General features: G+C 69.9%; 14 protein-coding genes and 1 pseudogene. All 15 read left to right on the top strand.

Annotation, left to right across the window (positions count from 1 at the left end; translation table 11 throughout):
• The first annotated feature begins 52 nt into the window (after window positions 1–52).
• The gene (gene pyrH / locus H9L17_RS13085) at window positions 53–775 is read left to right on the top strand and encodes a UMP kinase (protein ID WP_187569868.1); all 723 of its coding nucleotides are present in this window, start codon (window positions 53–55) and stop codon (window positions 773–775) included.
• Window positions 776–843: 68 nt separating this feature from the next.
• A complete protein-coding gene (frr, locus tag H9L17_RS13080) occupies window positions 844–1,401 on the top strand; it encodes a ribosome recycling factor (RefSeq protein WP_187569867.1) in 558 nt (185 codons plus the stop codon).
• Window positions 1,402–1,460: 59 nt separating this feature from the next.
• Window positions 1,461–2,210, top strand: coding sequence for a polyprenyl diphosphate synthase (gene uppS, locus H9L17_RS13075; protein WP_187569866.1), 750 nt, complete (start codon window positions 1,461–1,463; stop codon window positions 2,208–2,210).
• Entirely contained in the window at window positions 2,207–3,058 is an 852-nt protein-coding gene (locus tag H9L17_RS13070; protein WP_187569865.1) for a phosphatidate cytidylyltransferase, read from the top strand. Before uppS ends, H9L17_RS13070 begins: the two co-directional genes overlap by 4 nt.
• A 2-nt stretch (window positions 3,059–3,060) precedes the next feature.
• Window positions 3,061–4,239 carry a 1-deoxy-D-xylulose-5-phosphate reductoisomerase gene (dxr, locus tag H9L17_RS13065; protein WP_425507349.1) on the top strand — a complete coding sequence of 393 codons (1,179 nt, stop codon included), beginning with the start codon at window positions 3,061–3,063 and terminating at the stop codon, window positions 4,237–4,239.
• The gene (gene rseP / locus H9L17_RS13060; RefSeq protein ID WP_187569864.1) at window positions 4,236–5,594 is read left to right on the top strand and encodes an RIP metalloprotease RseP; all 1,359 of its coding nucleotides are present in this window, start codon (window positions 4,236–4,238) and stop codon (window positions 5,592–5,594) included. Before dxr ends, rseP begins: the two co-directional genes overlap by 4 nt.
• A 106-nt stretch (window positions 5,595–5,700) precedes the next feature.
• Window positions 5,701–8,166 carry an outer membrane protein assembly factor BamA gene (gene bamA / locus H9L17_RS13055; RefSeq protein WP_187569863.1) on the top strand — a complete coding sequence of 822 codons (2,466 nt, stop codon included), beginning with the start codon at window positions 5,701–5,703 and terminating at the stop codon, window positions 8,164–8,166.
• A 19-nt stretch (window positions 8,167–8,185) separates the two neighbouring features.
• Window positions 8,186–9,199: a UDP-3-O-(3-hydroxymyristoyl)glucosamine N-acyltransferase gene (gene lpxD, locus H9L17_RS13050; RefSeq protein ID WP_187571967.1), complete on the top strand. Its 1,014-nt coding sequence runs from the start codon at window positions 8,186–8,188 to the stop codon at window positions 9,197–9,199.
• Window positions 9,196–9,666: a 3-hydroxyacyl-ACP dehydratase FabZ gene (fabZ, locus tag H9L17_RS13045; RefSeq protein WP_187569862.1), complete on the top strand. Its 471-nt coding sequence runs from the start codon at window positions 9,196–9,198 to the stop codon at window positions 9,664–9,666. Before lpxD ends, fabZ begins: the two co-directional genes overlap by 4 nt.
• Before the next feature lie 5 nt (window positions 9,667–9,671).
• Window positions 9,672–10,457 (top strand): acyl-ACP--UDP-N-acetylglucosamine O-acyltransferase, encoded by a 786-nt coding sequence (gene lpxA / locus H9L17_RS13040; RefSeq protein ID WP_187569861.1) that lies wholly within the window; start codon window positions 9,672–9,674, stop codon window positions 10,455–10,457.
• A 58-nt stretch (window positions 10,458–10,515) separates the two neighbouring features.
• A pseudogene (gene lpxB / locus H9L17_RS13035) lies at window positions 10,516–11,715 on the top strand (lipid-A-disaccharide synthase); the annotation flags it as partial.
• On the top strand, window positions 11,712–12,329 hold the full coding sequence (locus tag H9L17_RS13030; protein WP_187569859.1) for a ribonuclease HII: 618 nt from the start codon (window positions 11,712–11,714) through the stop codon (window positions 12,327–12,329). The pseudogene lpxB and the gene H9L17_RS13030, both read left to right, overlap by 4 nt.
• A gap of 82 nt (window positions 12,330–12,411) precedes the next feature.
• A complete protein-coding gene (dnaE, locus tag H9L17_RS13025) occupies window positions 12,412–16,032 on the top strand; it encodes a DNA polymerase III subunit alpha (RefSeq protein ID WP_187569858.1) in 3,621 nt (1,206 codons plus the stop codon).
• A 52-nt stretch (window positions 16,033–16,084) separates the two neighbouring features.
• Window positions 16,085–17,047: an acetyl-CoA carboxylase carboxyltransferase subunit alpha gene (locus H9L17_RS13020; protein ID WP_187569857.1), complete on the top strand. Its 963-nt coding sequence runs from the start codon at window positions 16,085–16,087 to the stop codon at window positions 17,045–17,047.
• A gap of 73 nt (window positions 17,048–17,120) precedes the next feature.
• Complete coding sequence (gene tilS / locus H9L17_RS13015) at window positions 17,121–18,398, top strand: tRNA lysidine(34) synthetase TilS (protein WP_187569856.1); 1,278 nt, start codon at window positions 17,121–17,123, stop codon at window positions 18,396–18,398.
• Window positions 18,399–18,401 lie beyond the last annotated feature (3 nt).

The following is an 18,401-nucleotide window of genomic DNA, read 5'->3' as shown; positions in this document are numbered from 1 at the left end:
GTCCCGGGCGCTTTCCGCTAGAATCCGCGGGTTTCCATCGCCCGGAGTCTCCATGTCCAATCTCGCCTATCGCCGCGTCCTGCTGAAGCTGTCCGGCGAGGCGCTGATGGGGGACGAGGACTACGGCATCGACCCGAAGGTGCTGAACCGGCTGGCGCGCGAAGTGATCGAGGCGCGCGACGCCGGCGCGGAAGTCGCGCTGGTGATCGGCGGCGGCAACATCTTCCGCGGCGCCGGCTTGGCCGCCGGCGGCATGGACCGGGTCACCGGCGACCAGATGGGCATGCTGGCCACCGTCATCAACGCGCTGGCGATGCAGGACGCGCTGGAGAAGCTCGGCGCCAAGTGCCGGGTGATGAGCGCGATCAAGATCAACGACGTGTGCGAGGACTACATCCGCCGCCGCGCCGTGCGCCACCTGGAAAAAGGCCGGATCTGCATCTTCGCCGCCGGCGTCGGCAGCCCCTTCTTCACCACCGACTCCGGCGCCGCGCTGCGCGCCATCGAGGTCGGCGCCGACCTGCTGCTGAAGGCGACCAAGGTCGACGGCGTCTACGACAAGGACCCGAAGAAGCACGCCGACGCGGTCAAGCTGGACACCCTGACCTACGACGAAGTCATCGCCCGCAACCTGCAGGTGATGGACACCGCCGCGTTCGCTCTGTGCCGCGACGCCAGCCTGTCGCTGCGCGTGTTCGACATGGCCCAGCCCGGCGTGCTGCTGAAGATCCTGCGCGGCGAACCGATCGGCACGCTGGTCCGCGCCCGCGACTGAACCGCGCCCGGCGGCGCCCGCGCCGCTTATAATCGCGCGTTTGCAGATTCCTCCGGAGCGCCGCCGCCATGTTGAACGAGATCAAGAAAGACGCCCAGGCCCGCATGGCCAAGAGCATCGAGGCGCTGCGCCACAACCTGGTGAAGGTCCGCACCGGCCGCGCCAACGCCGGCCTGGTGGACAGCATCAAGGTGAACTACTACGGCTCCGACATGCCGCTGTCGCAGGTCGCCAGCGTGTCGGTGGCCGACGCCCGCTCCATCGTCATCACCCCGTGGGAAAAGCAGATGGTGGGCGCGGTGGAGAAGGCGATCCTGGCCTCGGACCTCGGCCTGACCCCGAACACCGCCGGCACCACCATCCGCCTCAACATCCCGGCGCTGACCGAGGAACGCCGCAAGGACCTGACCAAGGTCGTGCACGGCGAGGGCGAGGACGCCAAGGTGGCGATCCGCAACATCCGCCGCGACGCCAACCACCAGGTGAAGGAACTGCTGAAGGACAAGCAGATCACCGAGGACGACAGCGCGCGCACGGAAGGCGAGATCCAGAAGATCACCGACAGCGCCATCAAGGACGTGGACGACGTGGTGAAGGCGAAGGAAGCCGAACTGATGTCGGTCTGAGGGCGGCCGCCCTTGTCGGCCATGCCGCAACCGCCCTGCCCGCACTGCGACGCCGCGCCATGACCAGCGCCGCCGCGGTTCCGCGCCACCTCGCCATCATCATGGACGGCAACGGCCGCTGGGCGCAGCAGCGCCACCGGCCGCGCCTGATCGGCCACCGCGCCGGCGCGCGCGCGGTCAAGCGCTGCGTGGAGTTCTGCCTGGACCGCGGCATCGGCGCGCTGACCCTGTTCGCCTTTTCCAGCGAGAACTGGAACCGGCCCGCCGAGGAAGTGGGCGGGCTGATGAAGCTGTTCCTCGGTGCGCTGGAGCGCGAGGTGGACGAGCTTCACCGGCTGGGCGCGCGGTTGCGCTTCATCGGCGAGCGCGGCCGCTTCGACGCCGCCATCCTCGCCCGCATGCAGGCCGCCGAGGCGCTGACCGCCGGCAACGACCGCCTGCACCTGAACATCGCCGCCAGCTACGGCGGACGCCAAGAAATCGCCGCCGCCGCGCGCGCCCTCGCCGAGGACGTGGCCGCCGGTCGGCTGCGCCCGGACCAGATCGACGAGGCTGCGCTGGACGCGCGGATGGCGCTGGCCGACCTGCCGCCGCCCGACCTGTTCATCCGCACCGGCGGCGAGCTGCGGATCAGCAATTTCCTGCTCTGGCAGCTCGCCTACACCGAACTGTGGTTCACCGATGCGCTGTGGCCGGACGTCGACGCCGCGCTGCTGCAATCCGCGCTGGACGACTACGCCGGGCGCGAACGCCGCTTCGGCCTGACCAGCGCGCAGGTGAAGCGCCACGCCCCTGGAGGTACGACGTGACCAAGACCCGCATCCTGGCCGCCCTGGTCATGGCCCCGGCCGTCATCGCCGCCGTCCTGCTGCTGCCCACCGGCTGGCTGATGCTGCTGAGCGCGGTGGTGTTCCTGGCCGCGCTGTGGGAATGGCTGCGGCTGGCCGACGTCGAGGACGCCCTGTCCCGCACGATCCTGCTGGCCTGCAACCTGGCGCTGATGGTGGCGCTGGTGTGGGGTTCGCGCTCGCCGCACGCCGGCGCGCTGCCGCTGTTCCAGCTCGCAGTGGTGCTGGGCGTGGTCTGGTGGCTGCTGGCCCTGCTGTGGCTGCGCCATTACGACTTCGCCTCCCGCCACGACGGCAACGCGCGCGTGTTCAAGCTGGCCGCCGGCACCGCCGCGGTGGTGCCGGCCTGGTGCGCGCTGGCGGTGATCCACTCCAGCGAACCGCACGGCCACCGCTGGCTGCTGCTGGCGCTGCTGCTGGTGTGGGCGGCGGACAGCGGCGCGTATTTCGCCGGCCGCAAGTTCGGCGGCCGGTGGTTCGCGGGGCGCAAGCTGGCGCCCCGGATCAGCCCGAACAAAACGCTGGAAGGCCTGATCGGCGGCGTCGCGCTGGCGATGCTGGTGGCGGTCGTCGGCGCGCTGGTCATCGGCACGCCTGCGGCGCAGCTGCCGGCGGTCATCCTCGTCGCGATCTTCACCGTGCTGTTCTCGGTGGCCGGCGACCTGTTCGAAAGCCTGCTCAAGCGCCACGTCGGCATGAAGGACTCGGGGCATCTGATCCCCGGCCACGGCGGCGTGCTGGACCGCATCGACAGCGTACTGGCGGCGCTGCCGGTGTTCGCGCTGGGCAAGATCTGGCTGGGGTTCTGACGATGCAGCGAGTCGCGGTGCTGGGAGCCACGGGATCGATCGGCGCGTCCGCGCTGGACGTGATCGCGCGCCATCCGCAGACCATGCGCGCCAGCGTGCTGGCCGCCGGCAGCAAGGTGGACGCGCTGCTGGCGCTGTGCCGCACGCACCGGCCCGAGCACGCCGTCATCGCCGATGACGCCGGCTACGTCGCGCTGCGCGACGGCCTGCGCGACGCCGGCCTGCCCACGCAGGCGCACGCGGGCGGCGAGGCGATGGACGCGCTGGTGGCGGGCGACGCCTGCGACACCGTGGTCGCCGCGATCGTGGGCGCCGCCGGCCTGCCCTCCACGCTCGCCGCCGCGCGCGCCGGCAAGCGCCTGCTGCTGGCCAACAAGGAATCGCTGGTGCTGGCCGGCGAACTGCTGATGCGCGAGGCGCGCGCGCACGGCGCCGCCATCGTCCCCATCGACAGCGAGCACAACGCGATCTTCCAGTGCCTGGCCGACGGCAACCCGGCCGCGCGGATCACCCTGACCGCCTCCGGCGGCCCATTCCGCGGCTGGAGCCGAGAGGCGCTCGCCTCGGTCACCCCGGCGCAGGCGGTGGCGCATCCCAAGTGGTCGATGGGCCCGAAGATTTCCGTCGATTCCGCCAGCCTGATGAACAAGGGGCTGGAAGTGATCGAGGCGCACCATCTGTTCGGCGTGCCCGGCGAGCGCATCCGCGTGCTGGTGCACCCGCAGTCGCTGGTGCATTCGTTCGTCGATTTCGTCGACGGCAGCACGCTGGCGCAGCTCGGCCTGCCGGACATGCGCACCGCGCTGGCAGTCGGGCTGGGCTGGCCGCGCCGCATCGCCTCCGGCGTCGGCGCGCTGGATCTGCTGGCGCAGGGCGGCCGGCTGGAGTTCGAGGCGCCCGATCTGGACGCTTTCCCCTGCCTGGCGCTGGCGTTCGACGCGCTGGCCGCCGGCGGCACCTCGCCCGCCGCGCTCAACGCGGCCAACGAAGAGGCGGTTTCAGCCTTCCTTCAGGGCCGGATCGGTTTTCTGGACATCCCCGACACCGTCGCCGCCGTCCTGGACGCCATGCCGTCGCAGCCCGCCGATTCGATTGATGCGCTGCTGGCTGCCGACGCCCGCGCCCGCGAAGCCGCGCGCGCGCGCATCGAAGCCCTGCCCGCCCGCGGAGCCGCCGCATGAGCACGTTCTTCGGCTCGCTGTGGTGGCTGCTGGTGGCGCTGGGGGTGCTGGTCACCTTCCACGAGTTCGGCCATTTCTGGGTCGCCCGACGCTGCGGAGTGAAGGTGCTGCGCTTCTCGGTGGGCTTCGGCAAGCCGCTGTGGTCGCGGCTCGGCAAGGACGGCACCGAATACGTGGTCGCGGCCATCCCGCTGGGCGGCTACGTGCGCATGCTGGACGAGCGCGAGGGCGACGTGCCCGCCCACGAGCTGCATCGCGCCTTCAACCGCAAGCCGGTGCTGCAGCGGATGGCGGTCGTGGCCGCCGGCCCGCTGGCCAACCTGCTGCTGGCGTTCGGCCTGCTGTGGGCGATGCTGGTGATCGGCCGCCCCGACTACGCGCCGGTGGTCGGCAGCGCCGGCGGCCTCGCCGCGCAGGCCGGGCTGCATCCGGGCGACCGCATCCTGGCGGTGGGCGACCGCGAGACGCCGACCTGGAGCGAGCTGGGCATGGCGCTCTCCGTCGCCGCGCTGGATCGCCAGCCGGTGCCGCTGCAGGTCCGTCGCGAAGACGGCGGCACCGCCACCCGCACGCTGCCGCTGCAGAAGCTGCCGGCGCAGGCGGACGAACTGCGCCTGCTGGGCAACATCGGGCTGGTGCCGCGCCACCTGCTGCTGCCGGCGCTGGTCGGCAGCGTGCGCGAAGGCACCCCCGCCTGGGGCGTACTGGCCGAAGGCGACCGCATCACCGCGATCGACGCCCATCCGGTGGCGAGCTTCGAGGACATCGCCCCGCTGGTGGCCCGGCTGGGCGAGCGCGGCGGCCCGGGCATGGTCGAGGTGGAGCGCGACGGCGAGCGGCTGGCGCTGGAGCTGGCGCCGCAGCGCATCGCCGGCGACGACGGCAAGCCGCACTGGATCCTCGGCATCGCCAACGCGGCGCCCGGCGTCCCGCCGCACGACGCGGTGCTGCGGCTGGGTCCGCTGGCCGCCATTCCCGCCGCCGTGCGCGAAACCGGCTTCCAGGCCAAGCAGCTGGTCGACATGATCGGCCGCGCCTTCGCCGGCCGGGTGTCGGTGCAGAACACCGTCTCCGGCCCGCTCACCATCGCCCGTGCCGCCAACGACTTCGCCACCCGCGGCCCGGCCTGGTTCCTGAACTTCCTGGCCCTGCTGTCGGTCAGTCTGGCGTTGATCAACCTGCTGCCCATCCCCGTCTTGGACGGGGGTCATCTGCTGTATTACCTTATCGAGCTGGTCATCCGCCGCCCATTGGGCGAGCGGGCCATGGCCGTGGGCCAGTACGTCGGCCTCGCGCTGGTCGCGGGGCTGATGGGACTGGCCTTCTACAACGACATCCTGCACCTGGTGTCGTGACGCATCACAAGCGCCGCGACGACGCGCCCCGCGTCCCGGCATCGACCGCAACCGGACGCCCCGGACAGGGCTCGCCCGCACCCGCAACACCCACAGGATGTTCCGCATGACCCGACCCCTGCACCGCCGCCTGCTCACCCTTGCCCTGGCCTCGGCGCTTTCGCTGCCGGCCCTGGCGCAGACGGCATTCGCGCCCTTCACGGTCAGCGACATCCGCATCGACGGCCTCCAGCGCATCGGCGCCGGCACCGTGTTCACCTACCTGCCGGTGGAGCGCGGCGACACCCTGGATGCCGGCAAGGCGGCGGAGGCGATGCGCGCGCTGTACAAGACCGGCTTCTTCCAGGACGTGCGGCTGGACCGCCAGGACGGCATCCTGGTGATCACCGTCGTCGAACGCCCGGCGATCAACAAGCTGACCCTGTCCGGCAACAAGGACCTCAAGACCGAGGACCTGACCAAAGGCCTGAAGGACATCGGCCTGGCCGAAGGCGAGACCTACAATCCGCTCAACCTGGACCGCGTCACCCAGGAACTGACCCGCCAGTACAACAACCGCGGCAAGTACAGCGTGCAGATCACGCCGTCGGTGGAGCGGCTGGACCGCAACCGCGTCAACCTGACCATTACCGTGAAGGAAGGCAAGGCGGCCAAGATCCGCCACCTCAACCTGATCGGCAACGAGAAATACGCGGAAGAAGACATCACCAAGGGCTGGGAATCGCACACCAGCAACTGGCTGAGCTGGTACAAGCGCGACGACCAGTACTCGCGCGAGAAGCTCTCCGGCGACATCGAGAAGCTCAACTCCTGGTACCTCGACCGCGGCTTCGTCGATTTCAGCCTGGATTCCACCCAGGTGTCGATCAGCGGCGATCGCAAGGACATGTTCATCACCGCCGGCATGACCGAGGGCGAGGTGTACAACTTCGCCGACGTCACCGTCTCCGGCGACACCGTGCTGCCGAAGTCCGAGATCGAAACCATCGTCGGCTTCATCAGGCCCGGCAACGTGTTCTCGCGCGGCCTGCTGGAACTGGCGACCAACGCGATCACCGCGCGCCTGTCCAACATCGGCTACGCCTTCGCGCGGGTCAACCCGATCCCCAGCATCGACCGCGACAAGCGCACCGTCGGCGTGGACTTCCAAGTGCAACCGGGTCCGCGCGTGAACGTGCGCCGGATCGTGTTCAAGGGCAACACCCGCACCGCCGATCCGGTGCTGCGCCGCGAGATGCGCCAGTTCGAGGGCAGCTGGTACTCGCAGGCGGCGATCGACCGCGGCAAGGTGCGCCTGGACCGGCTGGGCTACTTCGAGACCGTCGAGGTGGAGAGCGAGCCGGTGGCCGGCGCCGACGATCAGGTCGACGTGGTCTATACGGTCAAGGAGACCACCTCCGGCAGCATCTCGGCCGGCGTCGGTTATTCGCAGCTGTCCGGCCTCAACCTGTCGCTGCAGCTGTCCGAGAACAACTTCCTCGGCACCGGCAACCGCGTCTCGACCGCGGTCACCCGCAGCGACTACCAGAAGCGCTACGACTTCTCGTTCGTGAATCCGTACTTCACCGACGGCGGCCTGTCGCTGGGCTACAACGTGTGGTGGCGCGAGTTCGACTACTCCAGCTTCAACGTCGCCCAGTATTCGACCAACAGCGGCGCCTTCCAGGTCTTCATGGGCATTCCGCTGAGCGAGAGCGACTCGATTTCGGTGATGCTCGGCGCCGACACCAACGAGATCCTCGCCTACGAAGGCTCCACCCCGACGCCGCTGGTGGATTACATCAAGGCGGTCGGCCAGCGCACCTTCCACACCTGGAAGGCGCAGGTGGGCTGGGGCCGCGATACCCGCAACAACTACTTCACCCCGGTGGTCGGCAGCACTCAGAACATTTCGGCGGAAATCGCCCTGCCGGGTTCGACGGTGGAATACTTCAAGCTGTCCTACGACGTGTCCAAGTACTGGCCGCTCAGCCAGGCGCTGGTGTTGAAGACCGCGCTGAACCTGGGTTACGGCGACTCCTACGGCAAGACGTTCACCCGCAACATCTGCTACACCGCGCCGACGCTGGTGGACACCAACAACGACGGCGTCGCCGACACCTCGGTCCCCGGACCGGCCGGCACCGATCCCTGCCTGACCACCTCGCCCGACTTCAAGAAGACGGTGACCGCCCAGGGCCTGCCGTTCTTCGAGAATTTCTACGCCGGCGGCATCTCCTCCAACGGCCGGGTCCGCGGCTTCACCGACAACACGCTCGGCCCGTCCTGGTCCTCCAGCTACGGCTACAAGCAGCCGCTGGGCGGTTCGATGCTGCTGGCCGGCTCGGTGGAGGCGATCTTCCCGAAGCTGTTCGACAGCCCGTCGGCGCGCGTCTCCGCGTTCCTGGACTTCGGCAACGTCTACGACGGCTACGACAACTTCAGCGCCAACGAGCTGCGCGCTTCGGCCGGCATCGCGCTGCTGTGGCGCTCGCCGATGGGGCCGTTGTCGATCAGCTACGCGCTGCCGCTCCGCCAGAAGGACGGCGACCAGGTCGAACGGTTGCAGTTCAACTTCGGCGGCCAGCTCTGACGTGAGCGGCGGCACGGGCATGCCGGCCTTCGCTGCATCCGAGCTTGCCGCACGCTTCGGGCTGGAACTGCGCGGCGAGGACCGCAAGGTTTCCGGCGTCGGCACGTTGGCCGACGCCGCGCCCGCGCAGCTGAGCTTCCTCGCCAATCCGCGCTACCGCGCCCAGCTCGCGCAGACGCGGGCCGGCGTGGTGGTGGTGCGCGAAGCGGATGCGGACGCGCGCGACGGCACCGCGCTGGTCGCGCGCGATCCCTACGTGGCGTTCGCGCGCATCTCCGCGCTGTTCGAGCGCAAACCGGCGCGTCCTGCCGGCATCCACCCGACCGCCGCCGTCGATCCCGAAGCGCACGTCGATCCCGCCGCCAGCGTCGGCCCGCACGTCTCCATCGGCGCGCGCAGCCGGATCCACGCCGGCGCCGTCGTCGGCCCCGGCTGCGTGATCGGCGAGGACTGCGAGGTCGGCGAGGATTGCGAGCTGCAGGCCCGCGTGACGCTGCTGACCCGGGTGCGCCTGGGCAAACGCGTGCGCATCCTGCCGGGCGCCGTGCTCGGCGGCGCCGGCTTCGGCCTGGCGATGGAATCCGGACGCTGGATCAACGTGCCGCAGCTGGGCGGCGTGGTGGTCGGCGACGACTGCGAGATCGGCGCCAACACCACCATCGACCGCGGCGCGCTGGAAGACACCGTGCTCGAAGAGGACGTGCGCCTCGACAACCAGATCCAGATCGGCCACAACGTCCGCATCGGCGCGCACACCGCGATGGCCGGCTGCTCGGCGGTGGCCGGCAGCGCGCGGATCGGCAGGCACTGCCTGATCGGCGGCGCGGCCGGCATCCTCGGCCATCTCGAAATCTGCGACCGCGTGGTGATCACCGCGATGTCGCTGGTGACGCACTCGATCCGCGAGCCGGGCGAGTATTCTTCCGGCACGCCGTTGATGGACAATCGCAGCTGGCGCAAGAGCGCCGCTCGCTTCAAGCAACTCGACCGCATCGCCCGGCGCAGCCCGGACGGCGGCAAGGACAACGAATGACTGATGCATCCGCACCCGTGAGCCTGCCCGTCACCAGCGCCGAGATCGAGCGCCTGCTGCCGCACCGCTATCCATTCCTGCTGGTCGACCGCGTGGTCGAGTTCGAGAAGGACAAGCGCGTGCTCGCCTACAAGAACGTCAGCTACAACGAGCCGTTCTTCACCGGCCATTTCCCTGGCCATCCGGTGATGCCGGGCGTGCTGGTGGTGGAAGCGCTGGCGCAGGCCGGCGGCCTGCTCACCCAGCTCTCGCGCGATCCGGGCGCGGGCGACGGCCAGACCTTCTACCTGGTCAAGGTGGACAACGCCAAGTTCAGCCGCATGGTGGTGCCCGGCGACCGGCTGGAGCTGGACGTGGAGCTGAGGCGCCGCATCCGCAACATGGCGCAGTACGTGGGCGTGGCCCGCGTCGACGGCGAGCAGGTCGCCTGCGCCGAGATCCTGTGCGCGGCGGCGACGAAGGACTGAGCGCGATGTCCGGGACCGCGATCCACCCCACCGCCGCCATCGATCCGCGCGCGCGCCTCGGCGCGGGCGTGCAGGTCGGCGCCTATGCGGTGATCGGCGCGGAGGTGGAGATCGGCGACAACACCCGAATCGGGCCGCACTGCACCATCGAGGGCCCGACCCGGATCGGCCGCGACAACGTCTTCCACGGCCACGCCGCGATCGGCGGCGAGCCGCAGGACAAGAAGTATCGCGGCGAGCGCGTGGAGCTGGAGATCGGCGACGGCAATTCAATCCGCGAGTTCGTCACCATCAACCGCGGCACCGGCGACGGCGGCGGCATCACCCGGCTGGGCCACCGCAACTGGATCCTCGCCTACAGCCACATCGCCCACGACTGCATCGTCGGCAACGACTGCGTGTTCTCCAACAACGCGACGCTGGCCGGGCACGTGACGGTGGGCAACCACGTCATCCTCAGCGGCTTTTCCGGCATCCACCAGTTCTGCCGGATCGGCGATTACGCGTTCATCGGCATGGGCGCGTTCGTCAACGGCGACGTGCCGCCGTACCTGATGGTGGCGCAGGAAAAATACGCGCGGCCGCGCGGCATCAACGCCGAAGGATTGAAGCGTCGCGGCTTCGACGCGGCGCGCGTCGCCGCGATCAAGCGCGCCTACCGCGCGCTGTACATGGGCGAGGCGAAGCTGGACGAGGCCAAGGTCGAACTGGCCGAGATCGCCGCGGACAGCGACGACGTGCGCGCCTTCCTCGACTTCATCGAAGCCGGCGAGCGGCCGCTGCTGCGGTGAAGTTGATCGGCCTTGTCGCGCCTGCGGCGGGGGCGGACTCCAAGTCGCTCCCCGATACTCGCTTGGTTGGAGTCCGCCCCCGCCGCAGGCGCGACCCGATTTCCATGCGAGAAGCAGCATGACTGTTCGCATTGCGCTTTGTGCCGGAGAAACCTCGGGCGACCAGCTCGGCGCCGGCCTGATTGAAGCCCTGCGCGCGCGCTTCCCCGATGCGCAGTTCGCCGGCATCGGCGGCGATGCGATGCGCACGGCCGGCATGGACACGTGGTTCGATGCCAGCGAGCTGGCGGTGATGGGCCTGACCGAAGTGCTGGCGCACCTGCCGCGCCTGCTGAAACTGCGCAAGACCTTCCGCCAGCGCGTGCTGGACTGGAAACCCGACGTGTTCATCGGCATCGACGCCCCCGACTTCAACCTCGGCGTCGAACGCTGGCTGAAGCAGCGCGGCGTGCGCACCGTGCACGACGTCAGCCCCTCGGTCTGGGCCTGGCGCGAGAACCGCGCGGCGAAGATCGGCGAGAGCGCCGACCGTGTGCTCTGCCTGTTCCCGATGGAGCCGCCGATCTACGCGAAACACGGTGTCGATGCCGCTTTCATCGGTCATCCGCTGGCCAATGCGATTCCGCTTCACCCCGACCGCGCCGCCGCCCGCGTGGCGCTGGACGAACCGGCCGATGCGCCGATCCTCGCCCTGCTCCCCGGCAGCCGGCTGGGCGAAATCCGGCGCATGCTGCCCGACTTCGCCGACGCCGCACGCCGCCTTGCAGATGACGTACCCGGCCTGCGCGTGCTGGTGCCGGCGGCGAACGCGCAGTGCCGCGCCGCCATCGATGAAATCCTCGGCGATGCGCCGGCGTTCCGCGTCGTCGACGGCCAGGCGCAGCGCATCATGATCGCCAGCGACGCGGTGCTGCTGGCCTCCGGCACCGCCGCGCTGGAGGCGATGCTGTGCAAGCGGCCGATGGTGGTGGGCCACCGCATCGCGCCGCTGACCTACCGCATCGTCAAGCTGTTCGGGCTGCTGAAGTCGCGGCACGTCAGCCTGCCCAATGTGCTGGCCGGGGAAACGCTGATTCCCGAGCTGCTGCAGGACGACTGCACGCCGGACAGGCTGCATGCCGCGCTGCTGCACTGGTTCCGCGATGCCGATGCGGTCGCCGCGCTGCAGCCGCGTTTCCTCGCAATCCACGAAATGCTGCGCCGCGATGCCTCGCAGCGCGCCGCCGACGCGGTGGCGGGACTGCTGCAACGCGCATGAACCTGCGCATCGCCGGCATCGACGAAGCCGGGCGCGGCCCATTGGCCGGGCCCGTGGTGGTGGCCGCGGTGGTGTTCGCGCCGGGCCGCACGCCGGTGAACGGGCTGGACGACTCCAAGGCGTTGACCGAGAAGAAGCGCGAGTTGCTCTACCCGCGCATCGTCGAGCGCGCGCTGGCGTGGAAGATCGTGTTCGTCGAAGCCGACGAGATCGACCGCCGCAACATCTTCCAGGCGACCATGCACGGCATGCGCGAGGCGCTGCTCGGCGTGGCCCACATGGCCGACTGCGCGCGCATCGACGGCAACCGGCTGCCGAAGGACCTGCCCTGCCCGGCCGAAGCCTGGGTGGGCGGCGACGCCCGCGACCGCGCCATCATGGCTGCCTCGATCCTCGCCAAAGTGGCGCGCGATGCCCGCATGCGCGAGCTGCACGCGCTGCACCCACACTACGGCTTCGACCGCCACAAGGGCTATCCCTGTCCGCAGCACCTGGACGCGCTGCGCCGCTTCGGCCCCTGCCCGCAGCACCGCCGCAGCTTCGCGCCGGTGCGCGACGCGCTGGGCGCGACGCCCGTGCAGGACGAACTGCCGGGATTGCCGCAGCCCGCCTGACCGGACGCGGATCGCGCGCCTGTCAAGCCTTGCCCGGTCCGCCCCCCGGCCCTACCCTGCGGGTTCAACACGCGACCACGCGATGCCCGCACGTTTCGTCCATCTGCACCTGCACACCGAGTTCTCGCTCGTGGATTCCACCATCCGCGTGCCCGAGAAGCCGGACTATGCGCGCCCGGAAAAGGCCGGCGACCGGCCCAACCTGCTCAGCCGCGCGGTGGAGCTGAACCTGCCGGCGCTGGCGGTGACCGACCGCAACAACCTGTTCGCGCTGGTCAAGTTCTACAAGGCGGCGGAAAGCGTCGGCATCAAGCCCATCGCCGGCAGCGACGTGATGATCGCCGATGGCGGCGACGCGCCGTCGATGCTGACCCTGCTGTGCCGCGATCACACCGGCTACCTCAGCCTGTCGCGCCTGCTCAGCCGCGCGTGGCTGGAAGGCCAGCGCGGCGACTGCGTCGCCATCGATCCGGAATGGCTGCGCGACGATCACGCCGGCCTGTTCGCCATCGCCGGCCGCGCCAGCCTGGCCGGACGCCTGGCGCTGGCCAACCGCCACGACCTCGCCGAAGCGCAGCTCGCCGAATGGCGGCGCGTGTTCGGCGACGACCTGCACCTGGAGCTGACCCGCACCGGCCGCGAGGGCGACGAAGCCTTCAACCGCTTCGCCTTGCACGCCTCCGGCAAGCTCGGCCTGCCGGTAGTCGCCAGCAACGACGTGCGCTTCCTCGACGCCGCCGGCTTCGACGCGCACGAGGCGCGCGTCTGCATCGCCTCCGGCCGCGTGCTGGACGACCCGCGCCGCCCGCGCGACTACAGCGCCGAGCAGTACCTGAAATCGACCGAGGACATGGCGGCGCTGTTCGCCGACGTGCCGGACGCGCTCGACAACACGGTCGCGCTGGCGCAGCGCTGCAACATCCAGCTCAAGCTCGGTACGTACTTCCTGCCGGCCTATCCGGTGCCGTCGGACGAGACGCTGGACAGCTGGATCCGCAGCGAGTCCCGCGCCGGCCTGGAAGCGCGTCTGCAAAAAAATCCGCTCGCTCCCGGCAAGACCCGCGAGGACTACGACGCGCGGCTGGAGTTCGAGCTGGACACCATCTGCAAGATGGGCTTCCCCGGCTACTTCCTGATCGTGGCCGACTTCATCCAGTGGGGGAAGAACCAGGGCATCCCCATCGGCCCCGGCCGCGGCTCCGGCGCCGGCTCGCTGGTGGCGTGGGCGCTGCAGATCACCGATCTCGACCCGCTGCCGTACAACCTGCTGTTCGAGCGCTTCCTGAACCCGGAACGCGTGTCGATGCCCGACTTCGACATCGACTTCTGCATGGACCGGCGCGACGAGGTGATCGACTACGTCGCGCGCAAGTACGGCCGCGACCGCGTCAGCCAGATCATCACCTACGGCACGATGGCGGCGAAGGCGGTGCTGCGCGATACCGGGCGCGTGCTCGGCTTCGGCTATGGCATGGTGGACGGCATCGCCAAGCTGATCCCGAACATCCTCGGCATTTCGCTGAAGGACGCGATGGGCCAGGGCAAGGGCGGGATGGACGGCGAGATGGCCTCGCCCGACCTGATCCAGCGCTACAACAGCGAGGACGACGTCCGCGACCTGATCGACCTCGCCCTGCAGCTGGAAGACCTCACCCGCAACGCCGGCAAGCACGCCGGCGGCGTGGTGATCTCGCCCTCGCCGCTGTCCGATTTCTGCCCGCTGTTCGCCGAACACGACCACGGCACGCTGGGCAAGAACCCGGTCACCCAGTTCGACAAGGACGACGTGGAAGCCGTCGGCCTGGTGAAGTTCGACTTCCTCGGTCTGCGCACCCTGACCATCATCGACTGGGCGGTGAAGGCGATCAACGCGCGACGTGCGACGGAGGGCAAGGACGCGCTCGACATCGCCGCGATCCCGCTGGACGACGCCAGCGTCTACCGCGACGTGTTCGCCAACGGCAATACCGGCTCGGTGTTCCAGTTCGAATCCTCCGGCATGCGGCGCGCGCTGAAGGACGCGAAACCCGACCGCTTCGAGGACCTGATCGCGCTGAACGCGCTGTACCGCCCCGGCCCGATGGAAATGATTCCGTCGTTCGTGGCGCGCAAGCACGGCACCGAGGAGTTCGAATACCCCGATCCGCGCACCCGGGCCATGCTCCAGGAGACCTACGGCATCATGGTCTACCAGGAGCAGGTCATGCAGATGGCGCAGATCGTCGGCGGCTACTCGCTGGGCGGCGCCGACCTGCTGCGCCGCGCAATGGGCAAGAAGGTGCCGGCCGAAATGGCCAAGCACCGCGAGATCTTCCGCGAAGGCGCGGCCAAGGGCGGCGTGGACGGCCCCAAGGCCGACGAAATCTTCGACTTGATGGAGAAGTTCGCCGGCTACGGCTTCAACAAGTCGCACGCGGCCGCTTACTCGCTGGTCGCCTACCAGACCGCGTGGCTGAAGAAGCACTACCCGGCCGAGTTCATGGCGGCCACGCTGTCCTCGGACATGGACAAGACCGAGAAGGTGGTGGGCTTCCTCGATGAAGCGCGCGGCCTCGGGCTGACCGTGCTGCCGCCGGACGCGAACGCCTCCACCTACATGTTCGAGGCGACCGCGCCGGACACCATCCGCTACGGCCTCGGCGCGGTGAAGGGCGTGGGTCAGGGCGTGTGCGAGGCCATCGTGGCGGCGCGACGTCCAAGGATGGACGAGTGCCGCGGGAGGCAGGATGCCGGGAGCGGCCGCGCGGAAGGCGGCGCGTTCCGCGACCTGCTCGACTTCTGCCAGCGCGTCTCCGCCGCCGGCCTCAACAAGCGCACCATGGAAGCGCTGATCCATTCCGGTGCGATGGACGCGCTGGCGGTCAACCGCGCCTCGCTGATGCTGCAGCTGCCGGAGGCGCTGAAGGCCACCGACCAGATGGCGAAGAACCGCGAGGCCGGCATGTTCGACATGTTCGGCGGCGGCAGCACCGACATCCGCATCGAACTGCCGGAAACCACCGAGTGGCCGCTGGCGCAGTTGCTGCAGGGCGAGCACGACACGCTGGGGCACTACCTTAGCGGGCATCCGATGGACCCGTACCGCGACGACGTGCAGAAGCTGGTCGGCCACGACCTGTCCGCGCTGGACGCGATCTGGGAAAGCGGCTCGCGCAACAACCGCCCGCAGGAAGGCCGCAGCTGGCGGCCGATGGTGCAGACGGTGGTGGCCGGACAGGTGATCGGCATGCGCAAGCGCGGCGATTCGCAGGCGTTCGTGCAGTTGGAGGACGGGCGCGGGCGGATCGAATGCGGCTTCTTCAACGAGCAGTGGACGGAGTTCGCCCAACTGCTCACCCGCGACCGCATCCTGGTGGTCGAGGGCGGCCTGCGCGAGGACGAGTTCAACGGCGGCTTCTCGCTGCGCGCCAGCCGCTGCTGGGATTTCGCGCAGATCTGCGGCCAGCAGGCGCAGCGGATCTCGATCCGCATCGATCTGCGCGAGCCGGGCGCGCTGCAGCAGTTCGAGCAAGTGCTGAAGGCCCACGCCGGCCCCACCCCCGTGCTGCTGGAGGCCGCCACCGCCGCCGGGATCGGCCGGCTGACCCTGAACGGCGGCCGCGGTCTGCGCGTGGACGCCGCCCTGCCCGGCCTGCTGCGCAGCCTGCCGGGCGTCAGCACGGTCAGCGTGCAGCTGGCCCGGCCGTGGGCGACATCGCACTGAGCCGCCACCGTCCGGTTCGGTACGGTGGCCCGGCTGGGCTAAACTTGCCCGGATGAATCCGAACTACCTCGATTTCGAGCAGCCCATCGCCGACCTGGAAACCAAGATCCAGGAACTGCGGCAGGCCAGCAGCGGCCCGGCGGTCAACATCGACGCCGAAGTGCACGCCCTGCAGGAGAAGCTGCGCAAGCGCACCGCGACCATCTTCCGCGACCTCACCCCGTGGCAGGTCTCGCAGCTCTCGCGCCACCCCTCGCGCCCGTACACGCTGGACTACCTGCGGGTGATCTGCGACGAGTTCCAGGAGCTGGCCGGCGACCGCGCCTTCGCCGACGACAACGCCATCGTCGGCGGCCTGGCCCGCATCGACGGCCGCCCGGTGATGGTGATCGGCCACGAGAAGGGCCGCGACACCAAGGCCAAGATCAAGCGCAACTTCGGCATGCCGAAACCGGAGGGCTACCGCAAGGCGCTGCGGCTGATGAAGCTGGCCGAACGCTTCGGCCTGCCGATTCTGACCTTCATCGACACTGCCGGCGCCTGGCCGGGCATCGACGCCGAGGAACGCGGCCAGTCCGAGGCCATCGCCCGCAACCTGCTGGAAATGGCCGAGCTGCGCGTGCCGATCGTGTGCACGGTGATCGGCGAAGGCGGCAGCGGCGGCGCGTTGGCGATCGGCGTGGGCGACCGCACGATCATGCTGGAATACAGCACCTACTCTGTCATCACCCCCGAAGGCTGCGCCTCGATCCTGTGGCGCGACGCCGGCAAGGCCAAGGACGCCGCCGAGCAGCTGGGCATGACCGCCAAGCGCCTGCAATCGCTGGGCCTGGTCGACAAGGTGGTGCGCGAACCCACCGGCGGCGCGCACCGCAACCCGGTGCAGATGGCGAAGCGCCTGAAGGCGGTGCTGCTGAACGAGCTGGATGCGCTGCAAAGCGAGCCGGTCGAAACGCTGCTGGAAAACCGCTACCGCCGCCTGCGCGGCTATGGCGCCTACGACATCGCCTCCTGACCCCTTGGAGCCGGGCTTGCCCGGCTGCGTGCATCCGCCATCGGCGAAGCAAGCGCCGCCCTACACTGGCGGCATGCGCCTGCCCGAACCGCCGCGGCTATCTCCAATCCTGCTGGGTTTCAGCGGCGGGCTGGACTCCACCGTCCTGCTGCATCTGCTGGCGGCGGACGAACGCATCCGCCACGCCGGCCTGCGCGCGCTCCACGTCCATCATGGCCTGCATGCCGATGCCGACGGCTGGGCGGCGCATTGCCGGCGCGTCTGCGATGCGCTGGGCGTATCGATGGCCGTCGTCCACGTCGACGTCCAACGCGCGTCCGGCCTCGGCATCGAAGGCGCGGCACGCGCGGCGCGGCACGCCGCCTTTGCAGATGCCTTGGGCGATGGCGAAATCCTCGCCCTCGCCCATCATCGCGACGACCAAGCCGAAACCTTCCTGCTGCGCGCGCTGCGCGGCTCCGGCGCGGACGGGCTGGCGGCGATGCGTCCGTGGCGGCGCCATGCGTCCGGCTGGCTGTGGCGGCCGCTGCTCGATATTCCCCATTCGGCGCTTTGCGGATACGCGAAGACGCACTGCCTGCAATGGATCGACGATCCGAGCAACGCCGGCACCGACTTCGACCGCAACTTCCTGCGCAACGCCGTCATGCCGCTGCTGCGCGAACGCTGGCCGCACGCCGCCGACGGCTTCGCCCGCAGCGCGGCGCTGTGCGCGCAGGCGAGCGATCTGCTGGAAGCCGAAGACGCGCAGGCATTGACCGCCGCACGTCGCGATCCGCACACGCTGGACGCCGACGCGTTGCGGGCACTGCCGTCGCCGCGCCGCGCGCGCGTGCTGCGCCGCTGGATCGCGGCGCTGGAGCTGCCGCCGCTGCCGGGCAACGGCATTGCCCGCATCGAAGGCGAACTGCTCGCCGCGCCGCACGACGCCAACCCGCGCTTCGACTGGCGCGGCGCACACGTGCAGCGCTGGCGAAACCTGCTGCATGGGGGCGCAATCCGTGCCCCGCTGTCTACCGACTGGTCGGCTCCTTGGGACGGCAGCACGCCGCTCGCGCTCCCCACCGGCGACACCCTGCGCCTGCTCGGCGCGCAGCGCTTCGACGCGCCGCTGCGCGTGCACGCGCGCCAGGGCGGCGAGCGCATCACCCTGCCGGGCCGCACGCATTCGCACGCGCTCAAACACGTCCTGCAAGACGCCGACATCCGGCCCTGGCGACGCGAACGCCTGCCGCTGCTGTCGGACGAAGCCGGCGAACTGCTGGCGGCCGGCGACGCCATCCTGTCCGCGCGCCTGTCCGCTTGGCTGGCCGCGAACGGCGCGCGGCTGGAATGGACGACGCTGGCGTAAACT

The organism is Thermomonas brevis, assembly GCF_014395425.1.
Lineage (GTDB): Bacteria > Pseudomonadota > Gammaproteobacteria > Xanthomonadales > Xanthomonadaceae > Thermomonas > Thermomonas brevis.
The sequence above is the reverse complement of the archived record's forward strand: the minus strand, read 5'-3'. Positions and strand labels throughout refer to the sequence as shown.

Coding starts and splice junctions, on each gene's coding strand:
- bamA (WP_187569863.1), top strand. CDS start 5,701: ATGACCCGACCCCTGCACCGCCGCCTGCTCACCCTTGCCCTGGCCTCG.
- lpxA (WP_187569861.1), top strand. CDS start 9,672: ATGTCCGGGACCGCGATCCACCCCACCGCCGCCATCGATCCGCGCGCG.
- H9L17_RS13020 (WP_187569857.1), top strand. CDS start 16,085: ATGAATCCGAACTACCTCGATTTCGAGCAGCCCATCGCCGACCTGGAA.
- pyrH (WP_187569868.1), top strand. CDS start 53: ATGTCCAATCTCGCCTATCGCCGCGTCCTGCTGAAGCTGTCCGGCGAG.
- uppS (WP_187569866.1), top strand. CDS start 1,461: ATGACCAGCGCCGCCGCGGTTCCGCGCCACCTCGCCATCATCATGGAC.
- H9L17_RS13030 (WP_187569859.1), top strand. CDS start 11,712: ATGAACCTGCGCATCGCCGGCATCGACGAAGCCGGGCGCGGCCCATTG.
- tilS (WP_187569856.1), top strand. CDS start 17,121: ATGCGCCTGCCCGAACCGCCGCGGCTATCTCCAATCCTGCTGGGTTTC.
- fabZ (WP_187569862.1), top strand. CDS start 9,196: ATGACTGATGCATCCGCACCCGTGAGCCTGCCCGTCACCAGCGCCGAG.
- rseP (WP_187569864.1), top strand. CDS start 4,236: ATGAGCACGTTCTTCGGCTCGCTGTGGTGGCTGCTGGTGGCGCTGGGG.
- dnaE (WP_187569858.1), top strand. CDS start 12,412: ATGCCCGCACGTTTCGTCCATCTGCACCTGCACACCGAGTTCTCGCTC.
- dxr (WP_425507349.1), top strand. CDS start 3,061: ATGCAGCGAGTCGCGGTGCTGGGAGCCACGGGATCGATCGGCGCGTCC.
- lpxD (WP_187571967.1), top strand. CDS start 8,186: ATGCCGGCCTTCGCTGCATCCGAGCTTGCCGCACGCTTCGGGCTGGAA.
- frr (WP_187569867.1), top strand. CDS start 844: ATGTTGAACGAGATCAAGAAAGACGCCCAGGCCCGCATGGCCAAGAGC.